General features: G+C 64.1%; 20 protein-coding genes. 12 read left to right on the top strand and 8 right to left on the bottom strand.

The genetic code is table 11. The annotated features are described in order from the left end of the window. Window positions 1-135: 135 nt before the first annotated feature. The 4 genes from aroA to PG899_RS03015 all read right to left on the bottom strand — a co-directional run bounded on the left by aroA (window position 136) and on the right by PG899_RS03015 (window position 4,679). Window positions 136-1,419 carry a 3-phosphoshikimate 1-carboxyvinyltransferase gene (gene aroA / locus PG899_RS03030; RefSeq protein WP_039213554.1) on the bottom strand — a complete coding sequence of 428 codons (1,284 nt, stop codon included), beginning with the start codon at window positions 1,417-1,419 and terminating at the stop codon, window positions 136-138. A gap of 171 nt (window positions 1,420-1,590) precedes the next feature. Continuing rightward, window positions 1,591-2,679 (bottom strand): 3-phosphoserine/phosphohydroxythreonine transaminase, encoded by a 1,089-nt coding sequence (gene serC / locus PG899_RS03025; RefSeq protein ID WP_016350946.1) that lies wholly within the window; start codon window positions 2,677-2,679, stop codon window positions 1,591-1,593. A gap of 223 nt (window positions 2,680-2,902) precedes the next feature. Then, entirely contained in the window at window positions 2,903-3,829 is a 927-nt protein-coding gene (locus tag PG899_RS03020; protein ID WP_017408213.1) for an electron transfer flavoprotein subunit alpha/FixB family protein, read from the bottom strand. A gap of 100 nt (window positions 3,830-3,929) precedes the next feature. Next, window positions 3,930-4,679, bottom strand: a complete 750-nt coding sequence (locus PG899_RS03015; RefSeq protein WP_039213551.1) for an electron transfer flavoprotein subunit beta/FixA family protein — start codon at window positions 4,677-4,679, stop codon at window positions 3,930-3,932. A gap of 124 nt (window positions 4,680-4,803) precedes the next feature. Here PG899_RS03015 and PG899_RS03010 point away from each other — a divergent pair, with 124 nt between their 5' ends. The 3 genes from PG899_RS03010 to PG899_RS03000 all read left to right on the top strand — a co-directional run bounded on the left by PG899_RS03010 (window position 4,804) and on the right by PG899_RS03000 (window position 8,537). Then, a complete protein-coding gene (locus tag PG899_RS03010) occupies window positions 4,804-6,447 on the top strand; it encodes an electron transfer flavoprotein-ubiquinone oxidoreductase (RefSeq protein WP_077097234.1) in 1,644 nt (547 codons plus the stop codon). Window positions 6,448-6,976: 529 nt separating this feature from the next. Next, a complete protein-coding gene (gene corA, locus PG899_RS03005) occupies window positions 6,977-7,924 on the top strand; it encodes a magnesium/cobalt transporter CorA (RefSeq protein WP_011705843.1) in 948 nt (315 codons plus the stop codon). Window positions 7,925-8,066: 142 nt separating this feature from the next. After that, a complete protein-coding gene (locus tag PG899_RS03000; protein ID WP_024943989.1) occupies window positions 8,067-8,537 on the top strand; it encodes a DUF2919 domain-containing protein in 471 nt (156 codons plus the stop codon). Between the two features lie 60 nt (window positions 8,538-8,597). Here the strand turns inward: PG899_RS03000 and PG899_RS02995 are convergent, their stop codons facing one another. Beyond that, window positions 8,598-9,350 (bottom strand): hypothetical protein, encoded by a 753-nt coding sequence (locus PG899_RS02995; protein ID WP_077096489.1) that lies wholly within the window; start codon window positions 9,348-9,350, stop codon window positions 8,598-8,600. A 250-nt stretch (window positions 9,351-9,600) separates the two neighbouring features. Between PG899_RS02995 and PG899_RS02990 the strand changes: the two genes are divergently transcribed. The 5 genes from PG899_RS02990 to PG899_RS02970 all read left to right on the top strand — a co-directional run bounded on the left by PG899_RS02990 (window position 9,601) and on the right by PG899_RS02970 (window position 15,873). Then, on the top strand, window positions 9,601-10,830 hold the full coding sequence (locus tag PG899_RS02990; protein ID WP_026080106.1) for a siderophore amonabactin export MFS transporter: 1,230 nt from the start codon (window positions 9,601-9,603) through the stop codon (window positions 10,828-10,830). A gap of 57 nt (window positions 10,831-10,887) precedes the next feature. Further along, window positions 10,888-12,861, top strand: a complete 1,974-nt coding sequence (locus PG899_RS02985) for a siderophore amonabactin TonB-dependent receptor (protein ID WP_077096491.1) — start codon at window positions 10,888-10,890, stop codon at window positions 12,859-12,861. Window positions 12,862-12,928: 67 nt separating this feature from the next. Next, window positions 12,929-13,945 (top strand): amonabactin ABC transporter permease subunit 2, encoded by a 1,017-nt coding sequence (locus PG899_RS02980; RefSeq protein ID WP_011705838.1) that lies wholly within the window; start codon window positions 12,929-12,931, stop codon window positions 13,943-13,945. A 13-nt stretch (window positions 13,946-13,958) separates the two neighbouring features. Next, window positions 13,959-15,026: an amonabactin ABC transporter permease subunit 1 gene (locus tag PG899_RS02975; RefSeq protein ID WP_039213545.1), complete on the top strand. Its 1,068-nt coding sequence runs from the start codon at window positions 13,959-13,961 to the stop codon at window positions 15,024-15,026. 43 nt (window positions 15,027-15,069) lie between these two features. Then, window positions 15,070-15,873 (top strand): amonabactin ABC transporter ATP-binding protein, encoded by an 804-nt coding sequence (locus tag PG899_RS02970; RefSeq protein ID WP_016350955.1) that lies wholly within the window; start codon window positions 15,070-15,072, stop codon window positions 15,871-15,873. 60 nt (window positions 15,874-15,933) lie between these two features. Here the strand turns inward: PG899_RS02970 and amoD are convergent, their stop codons facing one another. Then, window positions 15,934-16,719: an amonabactin biosynthesis phosphopantetheinyl transferase AmoD gene (amoD, locus tag PG899_RS02965; RefSeq protein ID WP_077096518.1), complete on the bottom strand. Its 786-nt coding sequence runs from the start codon at window positions 16,717-16,719 to the stop codon at window positions 15,934-15,936. Between the two features lie 156 nt (window positions 16,720-16,875). Here amoD and PG899_RS02960 point away from each other — a divergent pair, with 156 nt between their 5' ends. After that, on the top strand, window positions 16,876-17,820 hold the full coding sequence (locus PG899_RS02960) for an amonabactin ABC transporter substrate-binding protein (protein WP_077096493.1): 945 nt from the start codon (window positions 16,876-16,878) through the stop codon (window positions 17,818-17,820). A gap of 82 nt (window positions 17,821-17,902) precedes the next feature. On the opposite strand, the gene PG899_RS02955 is transcribed toward PG899_RS02960, so the two are convergent. After that, complete coding sequence (locus PG899_RS02955) at window positions 17,903-19,288, bottom strand: tryptophanase (RefSeq protein WP_077096494.1); 1,386 nt, start codon at window positions 19,286-19,288, stop codon at window positions 17,903-17,905. A gap of 469 nt (window positions 19,289-19,757) precedes the next feature. Between PG899_RS02955 and PG899_RS02950 the strand changes: the two genes are divergently transcribed. The 3 genes from PG899_RS02950 (at window position 19,758) to PG899_RS02940 (ending at window position 22,847) form a co-directional block, all read left to right on the top strand. After that, window positions 19,758-19,922: a DUF2256 domain-containing protein gene (locus PG899_RS02950; RefSeq protein WP_077096495.1), complete on the top strand. Its 165-nt coding sequence runs from the start codon at window positions 19,758-19,760 to the stop codon at window positions 19,920-19,922. Next, entirely contained in the window at window positions 19,922-21,442 is a 1,521-nt protein-coding gene (locus PG899_RS02945; RefSeq protein WP_077096496.1) for a cryptochrome/photolyase family protein, read from the top strand. The genes PG899_RS02950 and PG899_RS02945 overlap by 1 nt, the downstream gene beginning before the upstream one ends. Before the next feature lie 151 nt (window positions 21,443-21,593). After that, a complete protein-coding gene (locus PG899_RS02940; RefSeq protein ID WP_011705831.1) occupies window positions 21,594-22,847 on the top strand; it encodes a D-amino acid dehydrogenase in 1,254 nt (417 codons plus the stop codon). Between the two features lie 111 nt (window positions 22,848-22,958). Here PG899_RS02940 and PG899_RS02935 read toward each other — a convergent pair whose 3' ends face one another. Then, window positions 22,959-23,651, bottom strand: coding sequence for a TetR/AcrR family transcriptional regulator (locus tag PG899_RS02935; protein WP_179101441.1), 693 nt, complete (start codon window positions 23,649-23,651; stop codon window positions 22,959-22,961). Window positions 23,652-23,811: the final 160 nt, after the last annotated feature.

Below are 23,811 nucleotides of genomic sequence, written 5' to 3'. Positions count from 1 at the left end.
ACATTATCTTGGGAGGAATTTTCTTATCCTGCCTTGCAAGTTTTAATAATGCTGCTAAGCGAGGATGAAAAGAGGGGGGTAGCAGAGCGGGACAGCCCAAAGAAACAGGCCCGCAGCGAGGCGGGCCTGGGTTCATCACGCGCGCTGACTGATGCTGGCCAGCTTGTCGAAGTAGTCCGGGAAGGTCTTGGAGGTACAACCCGGATCATTGATGGTGACGGCGGTATCGGACAGCGCCACCAGCGAGAAGCACATGGCGATGCGGTGGTCGTTGTAGGTATCGATGGCCGCATGCTTGAGCTGCGCTGGCGGGGTGACGGTGATGAAGTCACGCCCCTCCTCCACCTCGACGCCCAGCTTGCGCAGCTCGGTCGCCATGGCGTGCAGGCGATCGGTCTCCTTCACCCGCCAGTTGTAGATGTTGCGGATCGAGGTGGGCCCCTCGGCGAACAGCGCGGCCACGGCGATGGTCATGGCCGCATCGGGGATGTGGTTCATGTCCATGTCGATGCCGTGCAGCGGCGCCTGCTCGGCCTCGATGAAGTCATCGCCCCAGGTGATGCGCGCGCCCATCTTCTCCAGCACGTCGGCGAAGTGGATGTCGCCCTGAATGCTGTGCTTGCCGATGCCGGTGACCCGCACCTTGCCCTTGATGGCGCCCGCCGCGAGGAAGTAGGAGGCGCTGGAGGCATCCCCTTCCACCAGGAAGTCACCCGGGCTGACATAGCTCTGGTTGCCCTTGATGTAGAACAGCTTGTAGTTGTCGTGCTCGATGACCACCCCGAACTGCTTCATGATGTGCAGGGTGATGTCGATGTAGGGCTTGGAGACCAGCTCCCCCTTGATGTGGATGCGGGTGTCGCCCGCCGCCATCGGCGCCGCCATCAAAAACGCCGTCAGGAACTGGCTGGAGACGGAGCCGTCGACGTGCACGTCACCGCCCCACAGCCCCTTGGCATCCACCACCAGCGGCGGATAGCCATCTTTCTTCAGGTACTGGATATGGGCGCCCGCTTCGCGCAGGGCATCCACCAGATGGCCGATGGGACGCTCTTCCATGCGCGGTTCCCCGCCCAGGGTGTATTCGCCGGAGCCCAGACACAGGGCGGCGCACAGCGGTCGCATGGCGGTGCCTGCGTTGCCGAGGAACAGATTGACCGGCGCCGATACCGCGAAGCTGCGACCCAGACCGTGCACGGTGCACTCGGTCTTGTCGGCGGAGAGCTTGTACTTGACCCCGAGCTGGGTCAGCGCCGCTAGCATGTGACGAATGTCATCGCTGTCGAGCAGGTTGGTGAGCCGGGTGGTGCCACGGGCCAGAGCTGCCAGCAGCAGGGCCCGGTTGGACACGCTCTTGGAGCCGGGCAGATTGACCTCACCGGCCACACGAGAAATAGGTTCCAAACGCAACGAATTCATAGACTTCCTGTACGATCTCAAAAAAATGACCTGACCGGACGTTAGCAGCCCGCGCCCTGCTCGGCAAGACTGCGGGTGGCACAAAAGCAGGCTGCGGGGGCAGCCGGTCCGGCATCACGGAAAAAACAGACGCCGGGGAGTCCCCGGCGTCGGCAATCGGGGAAAAACGCCTCAGCCGTGGCGCTTGGCAAAGCCGTCCATAAAGCTGACCAGCGCCTTCACCCCTTCCAGCGGCATGGCGTTGTAGAGGCTGGCGCGCATGCCGCCGACGATGCGGTGGCCCTTGAGCGCCAGCAGGCCGGCGGCTTCCGATTCGGCCAGGAACAGCTTGTCCAGCTCGGCATTTTTCAGCTGGAACGGGATGTTCATTCGCGAACGGCAGCTGGCATCCACCTGGTTGCCATAGAAGCTCGACTGATCGAGATAGCCGTAGAGGAAATCGGCCTTCTCCTTGTTACGTGCTTCCATCGCCTCGAGGCCACCCTGTTCTTTCAGCCACTCGAACACCAGCCCGGCCAGATACCAGGCGTAGGTGGGCGGGGTATTGAACATGGAGTCGTTCTTGGCGGTGAGCTGGTAGTCGAAGATCGACGGCACATCGGCGCGGGCCTGGTTCAGCAGATCGTCGCGCACGATGGCGATGGCCAGCCCCGACGGGCCGATATTCTTCTGGGCACCGGCATAGATGATGCCGAAGCGGCTCACGTCGATGGGACGGGAGAGGATGGTGGAGGAGAGATCCGCCACCAGCGGCACATCACCGGTTGCCGGGATGTCAAACATCTCGATGCCGTCGATGGTTTCATTCGGGCAGTAGTGCACATAGGCCGCATCGGCGCGAAACGCCGGGGTCGGCAGCAGGTGGGAGATGCCCTCGGCACTCTTAGCCACCCCGTCAAAGGTCTGGATATCGCCGTACTTGCGCGCCTCGTCCACGGCACTCGCAGCCCAGACACCGGTCAGCAGATAGTCAGCCTTCTTGTTGGCGCCGCCGAGCAGGTTCATGGGCACGGCGGAGAACTGGCCACGGCCGCCGCCGTGCATGAACAGCACCTTGTAGTTGTCCGGTACCGCCAGCAACTCGCGCAGATCGGCTTCGGCCTTGGCGGCGACCGCCATGTAGGGCTTGCCGCGGTGGGAAAGCTCCATGACCGAGGCTCCCAGCCCCTGGAAATTACAAAATTCGCGCTGGGCGCGCTCCATGACTTCGACCGGCAACATGGCGGGGCCGGCGCAGAAGTTGTAAATCTGTTTGCTCATGACGCTTTCCGTGAGTGGATGAGTGTGATAGGTGACTTGTCTGGTTTTACACAAGTGCAGCCCCCGGATCAAAGGCTTTTTGGGAGCTGGCTCAACCTTTTGTCGACCCGCCGCCGGCGCAGTTGGCAGAAAAAAGCCCTGAACGGGTCAGGGCTTGCAGAGAACATGCGTAGAAACGGGCGCTTGCCGGTGCTCAATGCCCCCGGTCCCCTTTTTCACCAGGTTACAGCTTGGCAGTGAGCTCCGGCAGCAAGGTGAAGAGATCCCCCACCAACCCGTAGTCGGCCACCTGGAAGATGGGAGCCTCGCTGTCCTTGTTGATGGCGACGATCACCTTCGACTCCTTCATCCCCGCCAGATGCTGGATGGCACCGGAAATGCCGACCGCAATGTAGAGCTCGGGAGCCACCACCTTGCCGGTCTGGCCCACCTGCAGATCGTTGGCGACAAAGCCCGCATCCACCGCGGCCCGCGATGCCCCCACCGCCCCGCCCAGCTTGTCAGCCAGCGCCTCTATCAGGGCGAACTGCGCCTTGGAGCCCAGTGCCCGTCCGCCGGAGACCACCACCCGCGCCGCCGCGAGCTCGGGTCTGGCGGAGCGCACGGCGCGCCGTTCGATGAGGCGGGTACGGCAGGCCACCTCGCTCACCGGCAACCGCTCTACCTGAGCCTGGCCGCCGCTCGCCGCCTTGGCGAAGGCAGTGGGCCGGATGGTCAGCACCTTGATGGGGGCGCTGCTTGCCACCCGGGCCACGGCGTTGCCCGCATAGATGGGGCGCAGAAAGGTGTCACCGCTCTCGATGCCGGTCACCTCGGAGAGCATCTCCACCCCGAGTCTGGCCGCCACCCGCGGCAGCAGATCCTTGCCCTGGGTGCTGGCGGCCATCAGGCAGTGCTGATAATCCCGCGCGATATGGGCCAAGAGCGGATCGACCCCGTCGCTCAGCCCCTCCGCCAGCATGGGGTGCTCGGCCAGCAGCACCCGGCTCACTCCCTGCAGGGCGGCGGCCTGCTCACCCGCCTCGGTCAGCCCCTGCCCCAGCAACAGCAGATGCACCTCGCCGCCCAGCTGGCTCCCGGCAGTGACCAGACGGGCCACGTTGTCGGCCAACTGGCCCTGATGATGTTCGGCAATGATCAATACGCTCATGACTGCCCCTTGCTATCGTCCGTTGATGTCCCTGCCTGTGCGCCCATCACGCCCCCGAGCTTGTCGCCGGCGGGCGGGGTTCTGTTGATTGCTGGCAGCATCAGAGTACCTTCGCTTCGTGCTTGAGTTTGTCCAGCAGCTCGTCCACCGAGCCCACCATGATGCCGGCGCTGCGGGCCGCGGGGGCCATCACCCCGAGCAGCCGGGTCTGACCGGCCGGCTCGACGCCGAGGTCGGCGAAGGGCGCGCTCTCGAGCGGCTTGCGCTTGGCCTTCATGATGTTGGGGAGCGAGGCAAAACGCGGCTCGTTGAGGCGCAGATCCACGGTCACCACCGCCGGCAGCGGCATGCCGAGGGTCTCGAGGCCGCCGTCGATCTCGCGGGTCACCTGCAATTCCCCCTCCACCAGCTTGATGGCGGAGGCGAAGGTGGCGAGCGGCCAGTCATTGAGGGCGGCGAGCATCTGGCCCACCTGGTTGTTGTCGGAATCGATGGACTGCTTGCCGAGCAGCACCAGATCGGGCTGCTCCAGCTCGCACACCTGTTGCAGGGCGCGAGCCACGGTGAGCGGAGTCAGGGTCTCGCCAGTCACGTAATGACGCGCCCGATCCGCCCCCAGCGCCAGGGCGTGACGCAGTTGTTCGGCCGCCGCCTCGGGGCCGAAGGTCACCACCACCAGCTCACTCGCCACGCCGGCTTCACGCAGCCTGACCCCCTCTTCCACCGCAATTTCACAAAACGGGTTGATCCCCATCTTGACGTTGGCCAGCTCCACGTCTGAGCCATCGCTCTTGACCCGGACCTTGACGTTGTAATCCAGCACCCGCTTGACCGCGACCAGCAGCTTCATGACGCGCATCCCTCGCTTCTGTTGAGTGAATCCATGAAAACCCTCACATTTTTTTGCTTACATTTACTTTACGTTTACGTAAACTACCAGCACTACCCTAGGCCAAGTCGAGCACAGAGGCAAGATGGAACGCGAAGCAATGGAATTTGATGTCGTCATCGTCGGTGGCGGCCCGGCGGGACTCAGTGCCGCCATCGCCCTCAAACAACACAATGCCGAGCTGTCGGTCTGTCTGCTGGAGAAGGGGGCTGAGATCGGCGCCCATCTGCTCTCCGGAGCTCTGCTGGATCCCGTCGCCCTCAAGGAGCTGCTGCCAGAGAGCTGGCAACAGGCCCCGCTCGGGGTCGAGGTCAACGACGATCAGGTGCACCTGCTGCAAAGCGACAGCCGCGCCCTGCAACTGCCCAACTGGGCGGTGCCGCCACGCATGCACAACGAGGGCAGCCGCATCATCAGCCTCGGCAACCTCTGTCGCTGGCTCGGTCAGCAGGCCGAGCAGCTGGGAGTCGAAATATACCCGGGTTTTACCGCAAGCGAACTCATCATGGAAGCGGGACGGGTCAAGGGTGTGATCACCGGCGATCTCGGGCTGGATCGGGCTGGCAATCCGAAAGCGGATCACGTGCCCGGCATGGCGCTGCTCGGTCGCTACACCCTGTTTGCCGAAGGGGCGCGCGGCCATCTCGGCAAGCAGCTGATCGCCGACTTTCAGCTGGAAAACGCCGCCCAGCCGCAGCATTACGCCATCGGCTTCAAGGAGCTGTGGCAGCTCCCCCCCGGCCAGGGCAAACCGGGCCGGGTGCTGCACGGCAGTGGCTGGCCGCTCTCTGAGGGGAAGGAAGACAAGAGTCAGGGCGGCTTCTATCTCTACCATCTGGAGCAGGATCAGGTGGCGGTCGGTCTCATCGTCGATCTCAACTACCGCAACCCCTGGCTCAGCCCGTTTGACGAGTTCCAGCGCCTCAAGCATCACCCGCTCATCGCCGCGGCTTTGCAGGGGGGCGAGCGCATCAGCTACGGCGCCCGCGCCATCGCCAAGGGGGGCTGGCACTCCCTGCCCCGCATGCACTTTCCCGGCGGCCTGATCATCGGTTGCGATGCCGGCACCCTCGACTTCTCCCGCATCAAGGGGATCCACACCGCCATGAAGTCCGGCATGCTGGCGGCCAAGACCGTCGCCATGAGTCTGCGCGGTGGCGATGAAGGGGGCCGGGATCTGGCCGAATACGGCGATGCGCTGCAACAGAGCTGGCTGGCCTTGGAGCTGAAAACAGCGCGCAACTTCGGCGCCGCCCTGCACCGCTGGGGCCCCTGGCTCGGTGGCGCCTTCAACTGGCTGGAGCAGCGGCTGTTTGCTCGCTCGTCGCCGTTCACCCTGCTGGACAAGGAGCCGGACTACCGCCAGCTGCGCATGGCCAGCCGCTGCCAGCCCATCGACTACCCCAAGCCGGACGGCAGGCTCAGCTTCGACAAGCTCTCGTCTGTCTACCTCGCCAACACCAGCCACGACGAGGACCAGCCCTGCCATCTCAAGCTACAGGATGAGACTATCCCGGTGGCGGTCAACCTGCCCACCTGGGCCGAACCCGCCCAGCGCTACTGCCCGGCCGGGGTGTTCGAGATCCTGGGTTCAGAGAGCCTGCCCCGCCTGCAGATCAACGCGGCCAACTGCATCCACTGCAAGACCTGCGACATCAAGGATCCGAGCCAGAACATCATCTGGACGCCGCCGCAAGGCGGCTCTGGCCCCAACTATCCCAATATGTAACAGGCTTGCCCATGCAGACCTGCGCAGATAACAAGGATGTACAGCCTAGAACATAGTCTGGACGCCGCCGCAGGGCGGCTGTGGCCCCAACTATCCCAACATGTAACAGGCTTGCCCATGCAGACCTGCGCAGACCTGTTCAGACAACAAAAATGCTCAGCCCCAACACATCAAATAGAGGCGGTTTCCGGCGCGCGGCCGAGGGCTGTCGCAGGGCGCTCGGCAGCCCGCCATCCCGGCCGGTGAGCCCGACTCCTCCCACATACCAGGGGGAATAAAGGAGGCGGCGCCGGGATCGCCCGTTGCGAGGTCGGCGTGGCTGCTCCGACCTCGCTGTTTTTTTGAGCGAACAGGCTGAACCTCCGATGAATAGGCCCTGACAAGCGCGGCCCGCCCCTGTATAGTTCGCCGCATTCAGGTTTTCCATCGGCCCGTTCAGCTTGTCCACGGGATCGCTTTCTACGCGCTCTAAGGCCGCATGACCTGTGCAACCATCCCTGATTACCCATGACTTCTTAAGGGGGGACAGATGATCACCGCCTACATTCTCAATAACAAGGTACTGGACATAGTCACGCTCGGGCCTGACGACATAGTGCCTGACAACACCGTCTGGCTGGATGCCTACAAGCCGGACACGGCGGAACGAGAATGGTTGACGGGCCTGTTTCTGGAAGAGGTTCCCGACAAGGAGGAGCTGGATGACATCGAAGCATCCGCCCGTTTCTACTGGGATACCGACGGTCTGCACATTCACTCCCTGTTTCCCCAGCGGATCGGCCGAGACACCAAGGGTGTCCACGTCTCCTTTACCCTGCGCAACAACCTGCTGATCAGCATCCGCGAAGATGACATCGGCCTGGTGCGCCTGCTGCGCCACTACATGCGTCAGGATCGGCTGGAGGTGGAGGACGCCCTCGACATCCTGCTAGAGGTGCAGAATCTGAAAGTCGAATACCTCTCCGATCTCATCGAAGATGGCTACAAGACCCTGGAAAACACCGCCGATCAGATCTTCGAGCCGGATCAGATCAATCCCATGCTCAAGGAGTTGATGGCTCAGGAAGAGGCCAACGGCCAGATCCGTCTCTCCCTGCACGATACCCGTCGCGCCCTGCGCTTCTTGAAGCGCAGCCTGCGCCAGCGGATGAGCAACGAGCAGAACAAGTGGATCGACGAGATGCTGCACGACGTGGAGTCCCTGCTGCCCCACACCCAGTTCCTGTTCGACAAGATCAACTTCCAGCTGGAAGCCTCCATGGGGGTCACCAACCTGGAGCAGAACAAGGTGATCAAGATCTTCTCGGTGGCCGCGGTCATCTTCCTGCCGCCGACGCTGATCGCCAGCATCTACGGCATGAACTTCGGCCGCATGCCGGAGCTCGCCTGGGAGTACGGCTATCCACTCTCGCTGGTGCTGATGGTGATGTCATCGCTCGGCACAGGCCTCTTCTTCAAGCGAAAAGGCTGGCTGTGACGCCGGTGACCCGGCACCAAAAGAGATAAGCGGATTGGGGGGCATGGCCCCCCGATTAATTCCCGCCCCTCGCCCGCCTTGCAAAGGGCCCCCCTTCGCCCCATATCCCCTTCATCCTTTGCACAGACGACCCCGGGCAACCATGACCCTCTACCCCGAACACCGATATGACGATCACGGCCAGTTGCGTCCCCCGCTCTGGTTCTGGCCCATCGCCCTCTTGCTGACCCGCTCGGTCTGGCTGTTTCTGATGGCCGGCGTCACCCGCGAGAGCGGCAGCGCCATCCTGACCCTCTTCTATCCGGACCGGCTCGCCCTCTACATCAGCCTGCTGACCGACGTGCCCGCCATACTGGCGCTGCTCGCCTGCGGCGGCACCTATCAGCAGACCCGCAGCCTCCGGGCCTGGCTCAGGCGCCACAGCCCATTGCTGCTGCTCTGCTCTGCCGTCAGTGGCCTGCTGATGCAACTGCACAGCCTCAATCTGCAGAAGTGGTCGTTCAGCTGGCCCACCGCCCTGGTGCTGGTCGCTACCCTCTGGTCACTCTGGTATCTGCTGCGCAGCCGCCAGCTGCGTGAATACGCGGCCGATCAGCCCCACGCCGGCAACTGATCAGCCAGGTTCAACCCAGATGACCAGTCACCCGAGGGGCGAGCTGATCAACCAGGTGCCTCACTGGCGCGTGACCCGGATCTGCAGGGTCTGGCGATCGCTCTGACTGCCACTGCCCCCCTGCAACTGGGTGCCCAGGCTGCTGCCCTGCTGCGCCGCGCTGGTGGAGAGCTCCCCCACCGTCAGCCACTGACCGGGGGCACCGCTCACCTCGGTGGCGCTCTGCCCCCGGTTGATGGTGCCCTGCTCCAACCTGGCCTGCTCGCTGCTAAGCGCTATCTGTACTCTGTCGCCAATCAGGGTGGCGGTGGCATAGAGGCCGTTCACCAGCGGCATCAGCCCCACCACCTGGCCTCCACGCCACTGATAAAAGGTGACCGGTTGATAGGTGCCCATCTGCAATAGCACCGGCCGACCCGACAGGCCGCGTACCTGCCAGCTGTCGTTCTGGCTGCGCTGATACTGCTGGGCATTGCCCTCCAGCAACCACTGTCGCTTGGTGGCATCCCGGCCCAGCCCCACCCCGGCCTGCTGACTGCTGGAAGCGCCATCCACCCGCCACTCGATGAGCAGGCTCTGGGGCGGCTGGTTGAATTTGGCCAGCGCCGCTTCGGCCTCCTGCAGCTGGGCGGCGCTGCCGCTCAGCACCAACTGGTTACCCATGGCGCTCACCCCCAGCTCCGGATAGAGATCCTTGAGGGTCTGCACAGCCGCCTGGGTCTCGAATACCGGGATCACCTTCACCTCGGCCCACAGCGGCAGGCACCAGAGCCCCCACAGCAGCCAGAATCCAAACTCGCGCGATCTTCTCATCTTCTCCTCCCGTCCCACTCGGCGGCCAACCAGATCATGGCCTGCTCATCACCTCGTCATCATGGGCCATCCGCCCCGCTTTTCAATGATTTTGCCCGTGAGTGGCAAGCGCCATGAAGGTCAGGCCCTTCATTTTTCTATGAAAAGAGCGGAGACAGATCAAATAACACAAATAAAAATGATTACCATTTGTTGTCACGAAAAAATCGCTCGGATACAATTCGGTCTCATTTTTTTGAGCTTGCCGTCGATGAAGCCAGTGACCACCACCCCCGCCGCCATCCACCTGGCCCTGCTTGTCAACATGCTCTCCATGGGCAGCATGATGATGGTGATGCCGCTCGGGCCGGATCTGGTCATCAGCCTCGGCATGCTGCCGGAGCAGACCGGCTACTTCAGCGGTGGTGCCACCCTGGGAGCCGCCCTGATGGGGCTCATCGCCGCCCCCTGGCTCGATCGGGTCAACCGAAAGCCCGCCCTGCTGGTACTGCTCACCTTGCGTTTTCTGCTGCTGATGGCCTGCGCCCTGGTGCAAAACAGCCAGCAGCTGCTGGTACTGTTCGTCCTGTCGGGCTGTGTGGCCGGGCCGCTCGCCGCCATCCTGATGGCAGCCGTGCTGGATCTGGTGCCGCCGGCCGAGCGGGGCCGTCGCCTCGCCTACGTGGGCATGGCGTTCTCGCTGGCCGCCATCCTGGTGGTGCCCATCGCCCTGGTGCTGGCCCAGTGGTTTGGCTGGCAGAGCCCCTTCCTGCTGTTTGGCGTCTGCGGCCTGCTGCTGGCCCTGCTCTGCGCTACCCTGCTGCCTTCGCTGCCGGTCAGCCGCGCCCCTCACGGCAGCGGCCTGCGTCAGTTGCTGGCCTCCCCGCTCTGCCAGGGCGCCCTGTTCATCCTCTGTTTGCAGATGTTCGGTCACTTCCTGCTGATCCCGCACTTTGCCAACTACTTCCAGTTCAACCTGGCGTTCCCGCGCGAGCAGATCGCCGCCCTCTATCTGTGCGGCGGCCTTGCCAGCATGGCCACCATGCGGCTGTGCGGCAGCTGGATTGATCAGGGCCGGGCCCAGGCCGCCATCCTGATCACCAGCCTGCTGCTGGCGCTGATCACATTGCTCGGTTTCGCCATGCCGGTCGGCGTGCCCGTCTACCTGCTGTTCACCCTCTTCATGGCGCTGAGCTCGGCCCGCTCTAGCACCACCCTCGCCATCACGGCCTCCATCCCGGCCCCGCATCAGCGCGCCGCCTTCATGTCTTTTCAGGGCACGGTCACCAATGTGGCGGCCGGGCTCGGCAGCCTGCTCTCCGCCAGGTTGCTGGTGTCGGATGAGAGCGGCGTGCTGCACGGATTTGCCCATCTGGCCTGGATCAATATCGGCTGCGGCCTGCTGGCCTGCGGCGGTGTCTGGCTCCTGCTCAAGGGGCTGGCACAGACAAGGAATAACAATAACCCCGAGTCTGGCACCGCCAGACAAGGAAGTCAGTGAGCCACCGGCCCCAGAGCCGGACCCCATAACCTCTGTTTTATTCATGGAGTTTTGACTATGCAGTTGCAGCCTGGCGTATTTCGCTTGAACCCGATTTTGCTCTCCCTCGGCCTGCTTGCCTTGCCGGGCCTGGCCCAGGCCGAAGCGGTCAAGGCCAACGAGACCATGGTGGTTACCGCCACCCAGACCCAGCACACCGAACTCTCCGCCCCGGCCAGCGTCTCTGTGGTAACCCGCGCCGATCTGGACAAGATGAACGCCAACAACGTCGGCGAAGCGCTCAAGCACGTGCCCGGCGTCAACATCATCGGCACCAACCCCACCGGCCGCAGCGAGATCAAGATCCGCGGCATGGGCGGCGACTACACCCTGCTGCTGATCAACGGCAAGCGGGTCAACGCCCGCGAAACCCTGGGCAGCTCGTTTGGCAATGACTTCGACTTGAGCTCCATCCCCATGGCCGCCATCGAGCGCATCGAGGTGATCCGCGGTCCCGTCTCCTCCCTCTATGGCGCCGACGCCCTCGGCGGCGTGGTCAACGTGATCCTGCGCCAGGCCAAGGAGCAGACCGAGGCAGCCTTCGGCTACACCCACAGCATGCCCACCAAGGGTGATGGTGGTGATGCCAACCGTGGCAACGCCTTCGTCTCCGGCGCCCTGATCGACAACAAGCTGCTCGGCAGCCTGGTGGTGGAAGGCTATCAGCGCGACCGCTGGCACAGCGATCAGTCCAACAACCCGGACGCCGATGCGCTGGAGAAACGGGAAGTGGTCAACATGCTCTCCAGCCTGAAGTGGCTGGTGGCCGACAACCAGGATGTGGAGTTCGATCTGGGCTACAACCAGAACGACATGGACAGCTATTTCAACAACGTGCCGCGTGCCCCCACCGCCCCGGCTACCCCGCACAACGTGCAAAAACTCGATCGCCTGAGCTTGGGGCTGACCCACAACGGTCGTTGGGAGCACTTCGACAGCCGGGCCCGCTACTACTTCGAGCAGACCGATCTGATGGATGACTCTCAGCTCAACGGCGGCGCCGCCGATGTCACCCAGACCAACCACACGGTCGACGGCCAGCTGAGCGGCTACCTCGGGGATCACCTGCTGACCTCAGGCGCGGAATTCCGCAAGACCGAGCTGGAGCACAGCCGCAGCATCACCAGCGGCAGCGTGGATGCGAGCCAGAGCGCCCTCTACCTGCAGGACGAGTTCAGCCTGGGGGATCTGGCGCTGACCCTCTCCGGTCGTCTGGATCACCACGAGACCTATGGCAACGAGTTCAGTCCGCGCGCCTATGCGCTCTACAAACTGAGCGACGAGTGGGTGATCAAGGGCGGCGCCGGCAAGGCGTTCAAGGCCCCGACCCTGGCCCAGTCCAGCGAAGGCTTCGCCACCACCGCCTGCCGCGGCGCCTGCAAGGTGATCGGCAACCCGGACCTGAAACCGGAAACTGCCGTCAGCTACGAGCTGGGCACCGCCTATGAAGCCGATCGCTTCGGCGCCGGCCTCACCGGCTTCCACAACGACATCGAGGATCTGATCCAGAGCGATCAGTGGGGCCCGGGCTACCGTCCGACCGTGATGACCTACCTCAACGTCAAGAAGGCCCGGGTCAAGGGGCTGGAGCTGACCGGCTGGGTCGATGTGATGGACGACCTCAAGCTGACCGGCAACTGGACCATGCTGGACTCCGAAGACAAGAGCACCGGCGACGATCTGGCCAAGACCCCGGATCACACCGGCAACCTGAGCCTGGATTGGCAGGCCACCGAGATCGTCAGCACCAACCTGGCCTGGCAGTACGTGGGCAGCCAGTTCATCAAGGTGCCGATGCACAACTCCCAGGCGCTCAAGTCCGACAGCTACCAGACCCTGGACGTCAACACCAAGTGGAAGGTCACCCCGGCGCTCGACTTCAAGCTGGGCATCACCAACCTCACCAACACCAAGCGTGACCAGGTCGCCACCGACGCCGACTTCATTCTGGAAGGTCGTACCGTCTACGCCGGCGTGGATTACAAGCTGTAAACCCCGCAGGGAGCCCGTCAGGGCTCCCTTTTCTGCTGTTATTGCCTCGACGTGAAGGAGTAGCCGGGTGCACAGACACCAAACACACCTGTTCTGGCTGGGAGTGGTTCTCCTGTTCCTGCTCATCTGTCTCTCACTGGCCACCGGCGCCGGTGTCTATGGTGGCCGCGAGGTCGCCGGATTTCTGCTGGGCGATCCCGCCCTCATGGCCGATGAAAAGCTCGCCATGATCGTTCATACCCTGCGTCTGCCCCGCACCCTGTGTGCCCTGGTGGTGGGCGTCTGTCTTGCGCTGGCGGCCTCCATGCTGCAAAGCGCCACCCGCAATCCGCTGGCCGAACCCGGCCTGCTCGGGGTCAACGCCGGCGCCGTGTTCGCCCTGGTGATCGGCCTCACCTATTTTGGCGTCGAATCCGCCTACGGTTACCTGCTCTGGTCCGGCATGGGGGCCCTGCTCGGCAACCTCATCGTGCTCGGCCTCGGCCTGATGGTGGGGCGCTCCAACCCCCTCAAGCTCATCCTGGTGGGGGTCGCCCTCTCCGCCACCTTCGGCGGCCTCTCCAACTTCCTGCTGCTCTCCAACCAGGTGGTGCTGGAGCAGTTCCGTTTCTGGAATCTGGGGTCGCTGGCCGCCTCGGATCTCGATGCGGTGCTCACCGTGATGCCCTTTGCCCTGCTCGGCCTGCTGCTGACCCTGGCGCTCTGCCGTCAGCTCACCCTGATGCAGATGGGGGACAATCAGGCGCTGGCGCTCGGCATCCGGCCGACCCGGGTGCGCATCGGCGTGCTCCTGGCCGCCACCCTGTTTACCGCCTGCGCCATCGCCATCGCCGGTCCCATCGGCTTCGTCGGTTTTCTCGCCGCCTACTGCGCCCGCTTGGTGGAGCCGGTGCGCCTCGCCATTCAGGTGCGCTTCTCCGCCCTGTTCGGCGTGCTGTTTCTGCTCGGTGCCGACATCCTAGCGCGCTGGCTGATCCAGCCGTTCGAGCTGCCCAACGGGGTGATCCTGGCGCTGATCGGTGCCCCCGTGCTCATCCTGGTGGTGCGCAGCGGCGGCTTCCGCTCCCTGCTGGCCGTCAAATAAGGTTGCCTGCCTCATGAACAATTCCATCCATCCCTCCCTCACCACGGCGCTTCCCACCGGCACCGTCTGCCTGCGCGTTGGCAGCCGTACCCTGTTGCTGCACCGTCGTGCCTGGCTGATCACGCTGGGGCTCTTGGTCGCCCTGGTGCTGCTCTCCTTGCTGGCGCTGACCCTGGGCTCCGGCAAACTCACCATGCTGGGGGTGATCCAGACCCTGCTTGGCGAGGGCAACCGGCTGAGCGAGGTGACCGTCTTCAAGATCCGGCTGCCGCGCATCGTCGCCGTGCTGGTGGCGGGAGCGGCCATGGGTCTCTCCGGCTGCCTGGTGCAGACCCTCATTCGCAACCGCCTCGCCACCCCGGACATGATCGGGGTCAACGAGGGGGCCTCCCTGGCCATCATCGCCTTCTCCCTCTACCTGACCCTCGGCAGCTGGCCCTGGTGGGCCGCGCCGCTGGGCGCCCTGTTTGCCGCCGCCGTGCTCTATGCCCTGTGCAACAAGCCGGGGGAGCAGGGCTACCTGTTCGTGGTGATCGGCATCGGCGTCTCCGAGCTGATGAACGCCATCGGCCAGTTCGTGATGTCCACCCAGTCGCTGGTGCACCTCACCAGCCTCTACCTGTGGAACATGGGCAACTTCGTCGGCCAGGGCTACAGCACTGTGCTGCCGGTGGGGATCCTGATCCTGCTGGTCTGCCCTTGGATCATTTATCTCTCCCGGGCCCTGGGCGTACTGCGTCTGGGCCCCGTCACCGCCCAGAGTCTGGGGGTGAACGTCAATCGGGTGCAGCTCGGCGTGCTGGCCCAGGCCATCGTCGTGGCGGCGCTCGGCACCGCCATCGGCGGCCCCGTGGTGTTCATCGCCATGGCGGCCCCGGTGCTCGCCTCCTGGCTCAGCCGGGATCGCATCGTGCCGCTGTGGATTGCCGCCCTGTGCGGCGCCCTGCTGCTGCTGGCCAGCGATACCCTGGTGCGGGTGCTGGCCAGCCCCCACGAGGTGGCCACCGGCATCATGACCCGTATTCTCGGCGGCCTGTTGCTGCTGTTCATCCTGCTCAAAGACCGCCAGAAGGCCGACTGACGATGCCATTCATCCATTTTCAAGACAGACCGAGGGCCGCCTGATGACGCTCACCATCAATCACCTGCAATTTGGCTATCAGCACAAGCCCGTCTTCAACGACATCTCCTTCACCATTCCCCAGGGCAAGCTGGTGGGGATCGTCGGCCCCAACGGCGGCGGCAAGTCCACCCTGCTCAAACTCCTGGCAGGCCAGGAGCAGCAACAAGCCGGCGAGATCCTGCTCAAGGGCAAGCCGCTGGCCAGCTACGGCAAGAAGGCGCTGGCCCGCGAGCTCGCCTACCTGCCCCAGCGCCCGCTGGTGCCCGCCGGCATCCAGGTCGAGCAGCTGGTGCAGTACGGCCGCCATCCCCATCAGGGCTGGTTCAATCAGTGGAGCGAGGAGGATGCGCGCATGGTGCGCTGGGCCTGCGAGCGGATGCAACTGGGCGACATTCTGCAGCAGAGCGCCAGCTCCCTCTCCGGCGGCCAGGCCCAGCGGGTGTGGCTCGCCATGGTGCTGGCCCAGGATGCAGACATCATCCTGCTGGATGAGCCCACCAGCGCCCTCGACATCGGCCACCAGACCGAGGTGATGGAGGCCATCCACCAGATCACCGCCGAGGGCAAGACGGTGCTCATCGTCATCCACGATCTCGCCACCGCCGCCCGCTACTGCGACGAGCTGATCGCGCTGGGGGATGGCGGCATCCAGGCCATGGGGCCGGCCCGCGAGGTGGTGACCAAGTCCCTCATCGACCGCCTCTACCAGACCGACGTGGACATACTGCACGCCCCCGGCGACGGCGCCCCCATCATAGTGCCGCGCCGCAGGCCGCACGCCTTTGCCATGCGCCAACCGGCCTGAGCCCCATCAAAAAACCGCCGAGAGGCGGTTTTTTATGCTTGTGTCTCGGCGCACCGCCACTCACAGCAGCAGGCTGGTGAGCACCCCGCCCGGCCGTGTTTGCCAGTGCCCTGTTTGCCAATGCAGTGCCTGCCAGTACATTGGCTGCCAGTACACAGTGCAGCGCCAACCGGCGGGCAGTGTCGGGGTCAGCCCACCCACCAGTTCGACGGTGAGGGTCTGCTCCGTCATGGTCAGCCAGCGGGCATCGAGAAAGTCAAAATAGCGCCCCACACTGGGGTAGAGCGCCTTGAACAGGCTCTCCTTGGCCGAGAAGATCAAGGTGAGCGCCTCAGCCCTGCTCAGGCCGATGGCAGGGGCAGCGGCCGCCAGCCGGACCCACTCCTCCCCGCTGGCAATGCCGGGCCAGAGCTCGCTCGCCTGCCCCTCTGCCAGCCAGCCTTCCAGATCCAGCCCCATTCCCGCCCGACCCGGGCGCACCGCGCACAGCGCCATGCCGCGCCCCTGCAACAGGCTGTGGCTGATGCTGCCCTCAAACCCCGCAGGCCAGCAGGGTTCGCGGGCGGCCCCGATGCTCACCTGCTGCTGGCCCAGACCAAAGGGGTGCAAGGCCCGGCGCGCCGCCAGCCGGCCGGCCAGAAACTCCCCCAGCCGCTTGGGGACCGCGCGCTGCAAGCTGGCGGGCAGCACCATGCCGGCCGCGTCGTAACAGGCCGGGGTGAAGGCGGCGGGGTCAAAGCAGATCCGTTGCAGCGCCATGTGCGCCGCGCCGGGTAGCGGCAGGCTGTCAGCCTGCACGATAAAGCGATCCAGTGAACAGGCTGGCGCAGTGGCAATCAACATCACGAAGAGCCCTTGGTTGGTGAGCCCGCATGGTAGCAAACCGCGCCCTCCTCACGCCACAAACACAAATGACAATTCTTATCATTTGAATTTGTGGTAGCATGAGTTCGCCCGTTTGGGGCCCAGTGTCCCAATGATTTCACCAAGAAGGATGTAACGATGAAGATCTCCTCTCCCCTGGCTGCCGTGCTGATGCTGGCCAGCCTGGTCGGCTTCCAGGCACAGGCCGGCAGCGAGACCCGTCAGGTGACCGATGCCGACGGCAAGACCCAGGTCGTACCGGCCCAGCCCAAGCGGGTGGTGGTACTGAGCGAAATCGATCTGGACAGCGCCCTGACCCTGGGGCTGCAACCGGTCGGCACCGTCAATGGCCGTGGCCAGTCCACCCTGCCCCGCTACCTGCTGCAACAGGCGGGCAAGGAGATCGCCGTGGTCGGCGATCTGGACAATCCCAACCTGGAGAAGCTGATCGATCTGGAACCCGACCTCATCCTCACCGGCCAGACCAAGCCCGAGCTGCTGGCCCTGCTCAAGGAGATCGCCCCCACCGTGGTCACCGGCAACTGGGGTGACTCCTGGAAAGAGATCTTCAATCGCAGCGCCCACGTGCTGAACCGGGACGCCGAAGCCAAAACCTTCCTCGCCCAGTATGACGCCCGCCTGCAGGAAGCCCGCAGCAAGCTTGCCAAGCATCAGGGCGAGCGCCTGAGCATAGTGCGCTGGAACCCCAAGGGCCCGAGCTACATGCACAGCGGCACCTTCGCCAGCAGCGTGGTGGAAGAGATGGGGCTGACCCGGCCGACCCACCAGATCGGTGACAAGACCCCCCACTCCCCGGCTCTGAGCCTCGAATCCCTCAACCTGCTGGACGGCGACTGGCTGGTGATCGGCACCCTCAGCGCCAGCGGCGATGCGGTGGATGCCATGAGGCAGGCCGAGCAGACCCCGGCCTTCCAGCAGCTCGGCGCCATCAAGAGCAAGCGCTTCGGCGCCGTGGACGGATCCCTGTGGACCTCCACCGGCGGCCCCCAGGCGGCCCTCAAGGTGATCGACGACGTCGAGCAGCTGCTGGCCAAACCCGACGCGGCCCCCATCACCCAATAAGCCATCGTGATTGCCGCCCACAAAGAAGCCCGCATATGCGGGCTTCTTTTTATGTCGTGACCAATCCTCAAGGTGATGGCAATCAGACCGGCTTGAGCCGCGCGGTGAAGTGGCGCAGCAGCGGCGGCTCGTAGTCAAAGGTGAGCCCGCGAATGTCGCTGGCCCGCGCTTTCACCGCGATCAGGCAGTCGGCCACATAGTCCATGTGATCCCGGGTGTAGACCCGGCGCGGAATGGTGAGCCGCAGCAGCTCGAAGTCCGCCGCCTCCTGCTTGCCGGTGGCGGGATCGCGCCCGAGCAGCAGGGAGCCAATCTCCACCCCGCGCACGCCCCCTTCCAGATAGAGCGCGCAGGCGAGCGCGTGGGCCGGGAACTGCTCGGCCGGAATATGGGGCAGCAGCTTTTTGGCATCCACAAACACCGCATGGCCACCGGTGGGGGTCTGGATGGGGATGCCCGCCTCGGCCAGCCGCTCGCCGAGATAGGCCACCTGACTGATGCGATAGGTGAGATACTCCTCATCCATCCCCTCGCACAGGCCGATGGCGAGCGCCGCCATGTCCCGTCCGGCGAGGCCGCCATAGGTGACGAATCCCTCCATCGCCACGCAGCGCACCTGTACCGCGCGGAACAGCTCGAGATCTTCCTTGAAGCAGCAGAGCCCGCCGATATTGACCAGCCCGTCCTTCTTGGCCGACATGGTGAAGATGTCCCCCAGCGCAAACATCTGGCGCACTATCTCCTTGATGCTGCGCTTGGCATAGGCCGGATCCCGCTCCTTGATAAACCAGGCGTTCTCGGCAAAGCGGGCGGCATCGATCACCACCGGAATATGGTGGCGACGGGCCAGCGTCGAGACCGCTTCCATATTGGCCATGGAGACCGGCTGGCCGCCGGCGCTGTTGCAAGTGACCGTGATGATGATGCCGGCCACGTTGCCCGCCCCCAGGGTTTCGATGGTGTCGTTCAGGCGAGGGAGATCAAAATCCCCCTTCCAGGCGTAGGGGGCCGTGGTGTCGAGGGCTTTCGGAGTGAGCAGGTTGATGGCCCGCGCCCCGGCCAACTCCACGTGGGCCTTGGTGGTATCGAAGTGGTAGTTGGAGATGAAGACCGGCGCCTTGCCCTGGCAGCGCTTGACCAGCTCGGGGAAGAGGATCTGCTCGGCCCCGCGCCCCTGGTGGGTAGGTATCACATGCTGATAGCCAAAGATCTCGCGCACCGCGCGCTCCAGCTCGACAAAGTTGCGGCTGCCCGCATAGGCTTCGTCCCCCATCATGATGCCGGCCCACTGACGATCAGACATGGTACCGGTGCCGCTATCGGTCAGCAGATCGATATAGACATCCTCGGCCAGCAGCAGGAAAGGGTTCCAGCCAGCGGCCTCGAGGGCGGCGCGGCGCTCGGCGCCAGTGGTCTGTTTGATGGGCTCGACCATCTTGATACGAAACGGCTCGGGTATACGACGCATAAAAGACTCCTCACCGACACAAGGCCAGTGTGTTTGAAATTGGGATAGGCAAAGAGGCCGGGGCGATCAGAGTCGTCCGGCTGACAAATTCAAACGGCGGGTGCCGCCAATCAGCGGTGAGGAAAGTCGAGGGTCAGAATGGGATCCCGGGTGTACCAGTGGGCGAGCAGGCAGGCTGCCCGGGGCGTAGCTGTCACGATTGGCATCACTCCCCTCCATGTCGGTTGTAAACAGTCGGTCCAATAAGATCCATTGATGGGTGCTGCCAGCGGGCAGCCTCGCCACGTTAACGGCAGGTTAATTGGCAGACAAGAGGCGCACAGTCGGGCTGTGCGCCTGCTCACAAAGCGTCCATTCTTCCGACTCGATACCGGCAACGGTGATCCCACCCGCGCCCCGCTTCGTTAAGCTGTTATCCCGTTGACTTGACCCTGTTCACGCCGCTCCCTTGCCAACCATCGGAAGTCCCATGCATCGCAAAGCCCATCTGCCCGAGAAGATCTGCCCCGTCTGCCAACGCCCCTTCAGCTGGCGGCGCAAGTGGGCAAATTGCTGGGAGGAGGTTCGCTACTGCAGCGAGCGCTGTCGCCACGCTCGTCATTGCAGTCATCAACATAACGGGGAGCATGTCTAATGGAGCTGCGCCTCGTGCTCGGCGATCAGCTGAACGCCGGTCACAGCTGGTTTCGCACCCCGGATCCGGCGGTCTGCTATCTGATGGCGGAGCTGCGCCAGGAGACCGACTACTGCCGCCACCACCGCCAGAAGGTGCTGGCCTTCTTTGCCGCCATGCGCGCCTTCGCGGCGGCACTCACCCAAGCGGGCCACCGCGTCTGTTACCTGACCCTCGATGAGAGCGCCCGCTGGCCCGACTTGCCCGGCTTGCTGGAGGATCAGCTCGAAACACATCAGGCCGACAGCGTTGCCTGGCAGAGCCCGGACGAGTGGCGCCTCGCCAGCCAGTTGCAAGCATGGGCGGCAGGCCTTGCCATCCCTGCCACCGAGGTGGAAAGCGAACATTTTCTCACCCCCCGCGATGGCTGGCAGCGCTACCCCCACAGCCGGATGGAGTTCTTCTACCGCGCCCTGCGAAAGCAATACCGGGTGCTGCTCGATGAGCGCGGCCAACCCCTTGGCGGGCGCTGGAACTTTGATGATGAGAACCGCGCCAAATTGCCGGCGAGCCAGCCCATCCCGGCCCCCCTCACCTTTGCCAACGAGGTGAGCGACATCGATGCCATGCTGACCCGTCACGGGGTCAGCACCATCGGCGAGGCAGATGTCAGCAGACTGCCCTGGCCCATCAGCCGGCGCCAGAGCCGCGAGCTACTGGCCCATTTTCTGGCCCACTGCCTGCCCCACTTTGGCCGCAATCAGGATGCCCTGAGCGAGCGAGGCTGGAGCCTGTTTCACAGCCGCCTGTCGTTTTCCCTCAACAGCAAGATGCTCCACCCGCTTGAGGTGATCCGCGCCGCCGAAGCCCACTGGCAGGCCAATCAGGACACTATCACCCTGGCGCAAGTGGAGGGCTTTATTCGCCAGATCCTCGGCTGGCGCGAATTCGTACGCGCCCTCTACTGGGAAAAGATGCCCGCCTATCAGCAGACCAATTTTCTCGGGGCCGAGCGGCCGCTGCCCGGTTTTTTCTGGAGCGGTGAAACCAGGATGGCCTGCGTGCGTCACGCCATTGGCCAGTCTCTGAAGCACGCCTACGCCCACCATATCCAGCGGCTGATGGTGACCGGCAACTTTGCCCTGCTGGCGGGGATCGATCCTGACGAGGTGGATGCCTGGTATCTCGGCATCTATGTGGATGCCATCGAGTGGGTGGAGCTGCCCAACACCCGTGGCATGAGCCAGTTTGCCGATGGTGGCCTGATGGGCAGCAAGCCCTACGCCAGCAGCGGCGCCTATCTAGAGCGAATGGGCCACTACTGCAAGGGGTGCCACTATCAGGTGAAAGCCCGCAGCGGCGACGGGAGTTGCCCGTTCAACAGCCTCTACTGGCACTTTTTATGGCGCAACCGGGACAAACTTGGCAGCAACCCTCGTCTCGCCCTGCCCTATGCCAACTGGGATGGCCAGGCCGCCGAACAGCAGCACGCCATCCTAGGGACGGCGGAGCAGTACCTGATCCGGCTGGAGCAGCTCTGACTGCCACAGCTAATACCAACAAGTCCACACTTTTCAACATTGAAAACCAGTTAAATAAATGTAAATAGATATATATCCCAATTATATCTACACCAGTTGAATATCCTGTGGCGGCTGATTAAGGTGAGGGCCCCAGTCAAGGAGAGACAAGATGGACATAGTGGTACTCGGTGGTGGCGTGGTCGGCGTGACCAGCGCCTGGTATCTGGCCAAGGCGGGTCACAAGGTGACCCTGCTGGAACGGCGTGACGGAGTGGCCCTTGAAACCAGCCACGCCAATGCCGGCCAGATCTCCCCCGGTTACGCGGCCCCCTGGGCGGCCCCCGGCATTCCCCTCAAGGCCGCCAAGTGGCTGCTGCAAAAGCATGCCCCCTTCACGGTGCGACCGACCTCGGATCCCTTCCAGCTGCGCTGGATGCTGAAGATGTTTGCCAACTGCACCCCGGCGGCCTATGCGGTCAACAAGGGGCGCATGGTGCGTCTAGCCGAATACAGCCGCGACTGCATGAAGCTGCTGCGCGACGAGCTGAGCATCGATTATGAAGGGCGCCAGCTCGGCACCCTGCAGCTGTTTCGCAGTCAGGCCCAGCTCGATGCCAGCAAGCGCGACATCGAGGTGCTGGAAGAGTATGGCGTGCCCTACCAGTCCCTCGATGCCGCTGGCTGTGAAGGGGCAGAGCCGGCGCTGGCCCGGGTACGCGGCAAGATAGTGGGCGGCCTGCGCCTGCCGGGCGATGAGACCGGCGACTGCTTCCGCTTCACCAAGGCCATGGCTGCAGAAGCGCAGCGACTGGGGGTCAAGTTCGTGTTCAACTGCGCCATCGACGAGATCGAGCTGGCGCAGGGACGCGCCGTGGCGGTGCGGGCCGGCGAGCAGCGCTTCAAGGCCGACGCCATCGTCTGTGCCCTCGGCAGCTATGCCACCGGGTTCCTGCGCCCGCTCGGGCTCGATCTGCCCGTCTACCCGGTCAAGGGCTACTCCCTCACCCTGCCGATGATCAACGCCGAGGCCTCGCCGCGCAGTACCGTGCTGGACGAAACCTACAAGGTGGCCATCACCCGTTTCGACGAGCGGATCCGGGTCGGCGGCATGGCGGAGCTGTCAGGTTACAACCTGGCCCTCAACCCGAAACGGCACGACACCCTGGCCATGGTGGTCGGCGATCTCTTCCCCGAGGGGGGCGACATCAGCCGCGCCGACTTCTGGACCGGGCTGCGCCCCATGACGCCGGACGGCACCCCGCTGGTGGGCCCAAGCCCCATCCCCGGCCTCTGGCTCAACACCGGCCATGGCACCCTGGGCTGGACCATGGCGGCGGGCTCGGGCCAGCTGCTGTGCGATCTCATCAGCGGCAGCGACACAGCCATCAGCGACGAAGGGCTCACCCTGGCCCGCTACGGCTGAGACTTCTCCTCCGTCTCTTCGCGTTTCATCCCAAAGAGGGAGTGCCTGGCACTCCCTCTTGTTTTGACCCCAGTTTGTTTTGACCGCAGTTTGTTTTGACCCCAGCGCGGTTTATTCAGCCTCTGCCGCCGCACCGCCCGGCATCAGGGTGGGCAGCGCTTGCCACACTCTGGCGGGATCCGGCTCGGCGATGGCGCTCGCCACCAGTTGCTGCAGCCAGTGGCGATGGAGCAGCCAGATGGGATCCCCCAGGCGCCCCTGCTCCTTGGCGCACTGCTTGACCACATCCGCCGTCCGGTAGAAGTAGCGGATCAGGCTGGTGAGCTCGGGTTCGGGCCAGCGGCAGCCAAAATGGCGCAGCCGTTCGTGCCAGAATGCCAGCTGACCGCGCTCGTGCTCCTGCTCGAGCCCGTGCAGGGCCGGGATGAGATCCATCGCCTGCCACAGGGCCCCGTAGCCGACGAAGCGCTCATCCAGTGCGTCCAGCGCCTGATCCAGCATCGCCAGGGTCTGCGGCCAGTCGTCGGCCTGCTGGCGGATCGCCGCCTGCGCCTCGCACACCGCCGCCAGCCAGTCCATCGCCAGCCGGCAGATGATCGCCTCCTTGTTGGGATAGAGGTGATAGAGCGACTTGATGCCCACCCCGGCGCGGGCGGCGATGGCATTGGTGTTGAGCGCCGCGAACCCCTGCTCCCGCAGCAGCGCCAGGGTGGCCTGCTCGATGCGGGTCGCTACCTCCTGACTGCGCTGCTGCCGCGGCTGACGCCGCATGCAGAGCCCCTCTGGCAATGCGTGTTCCGCCATTGCGTCTTTCCCTCCATGGTCACCGAGTCTCATCACTACATGATGAGACAGACTCAACACAAGTCAAAAAAAGTGCAGTAATCACTGGCATTTCCCGGCACAGCTGCAATAAACAACTGTGCTCATATTTGCAGTAATCACTGCAATCATACAAGGAGAG

Source organism: Aeromonas sp. QDB39 (genome assembly GCF_027707585.1).
Lineage (GTDB): Bacteria > Pseudomonadota > Gammaproteobacteria > Enterobacterales > Aeromonadaceae > Aeromonas > Aeromonas hydrophila.
This window is presented reverse-complemented; position numbering and strand designations above follow the sequence as displayed.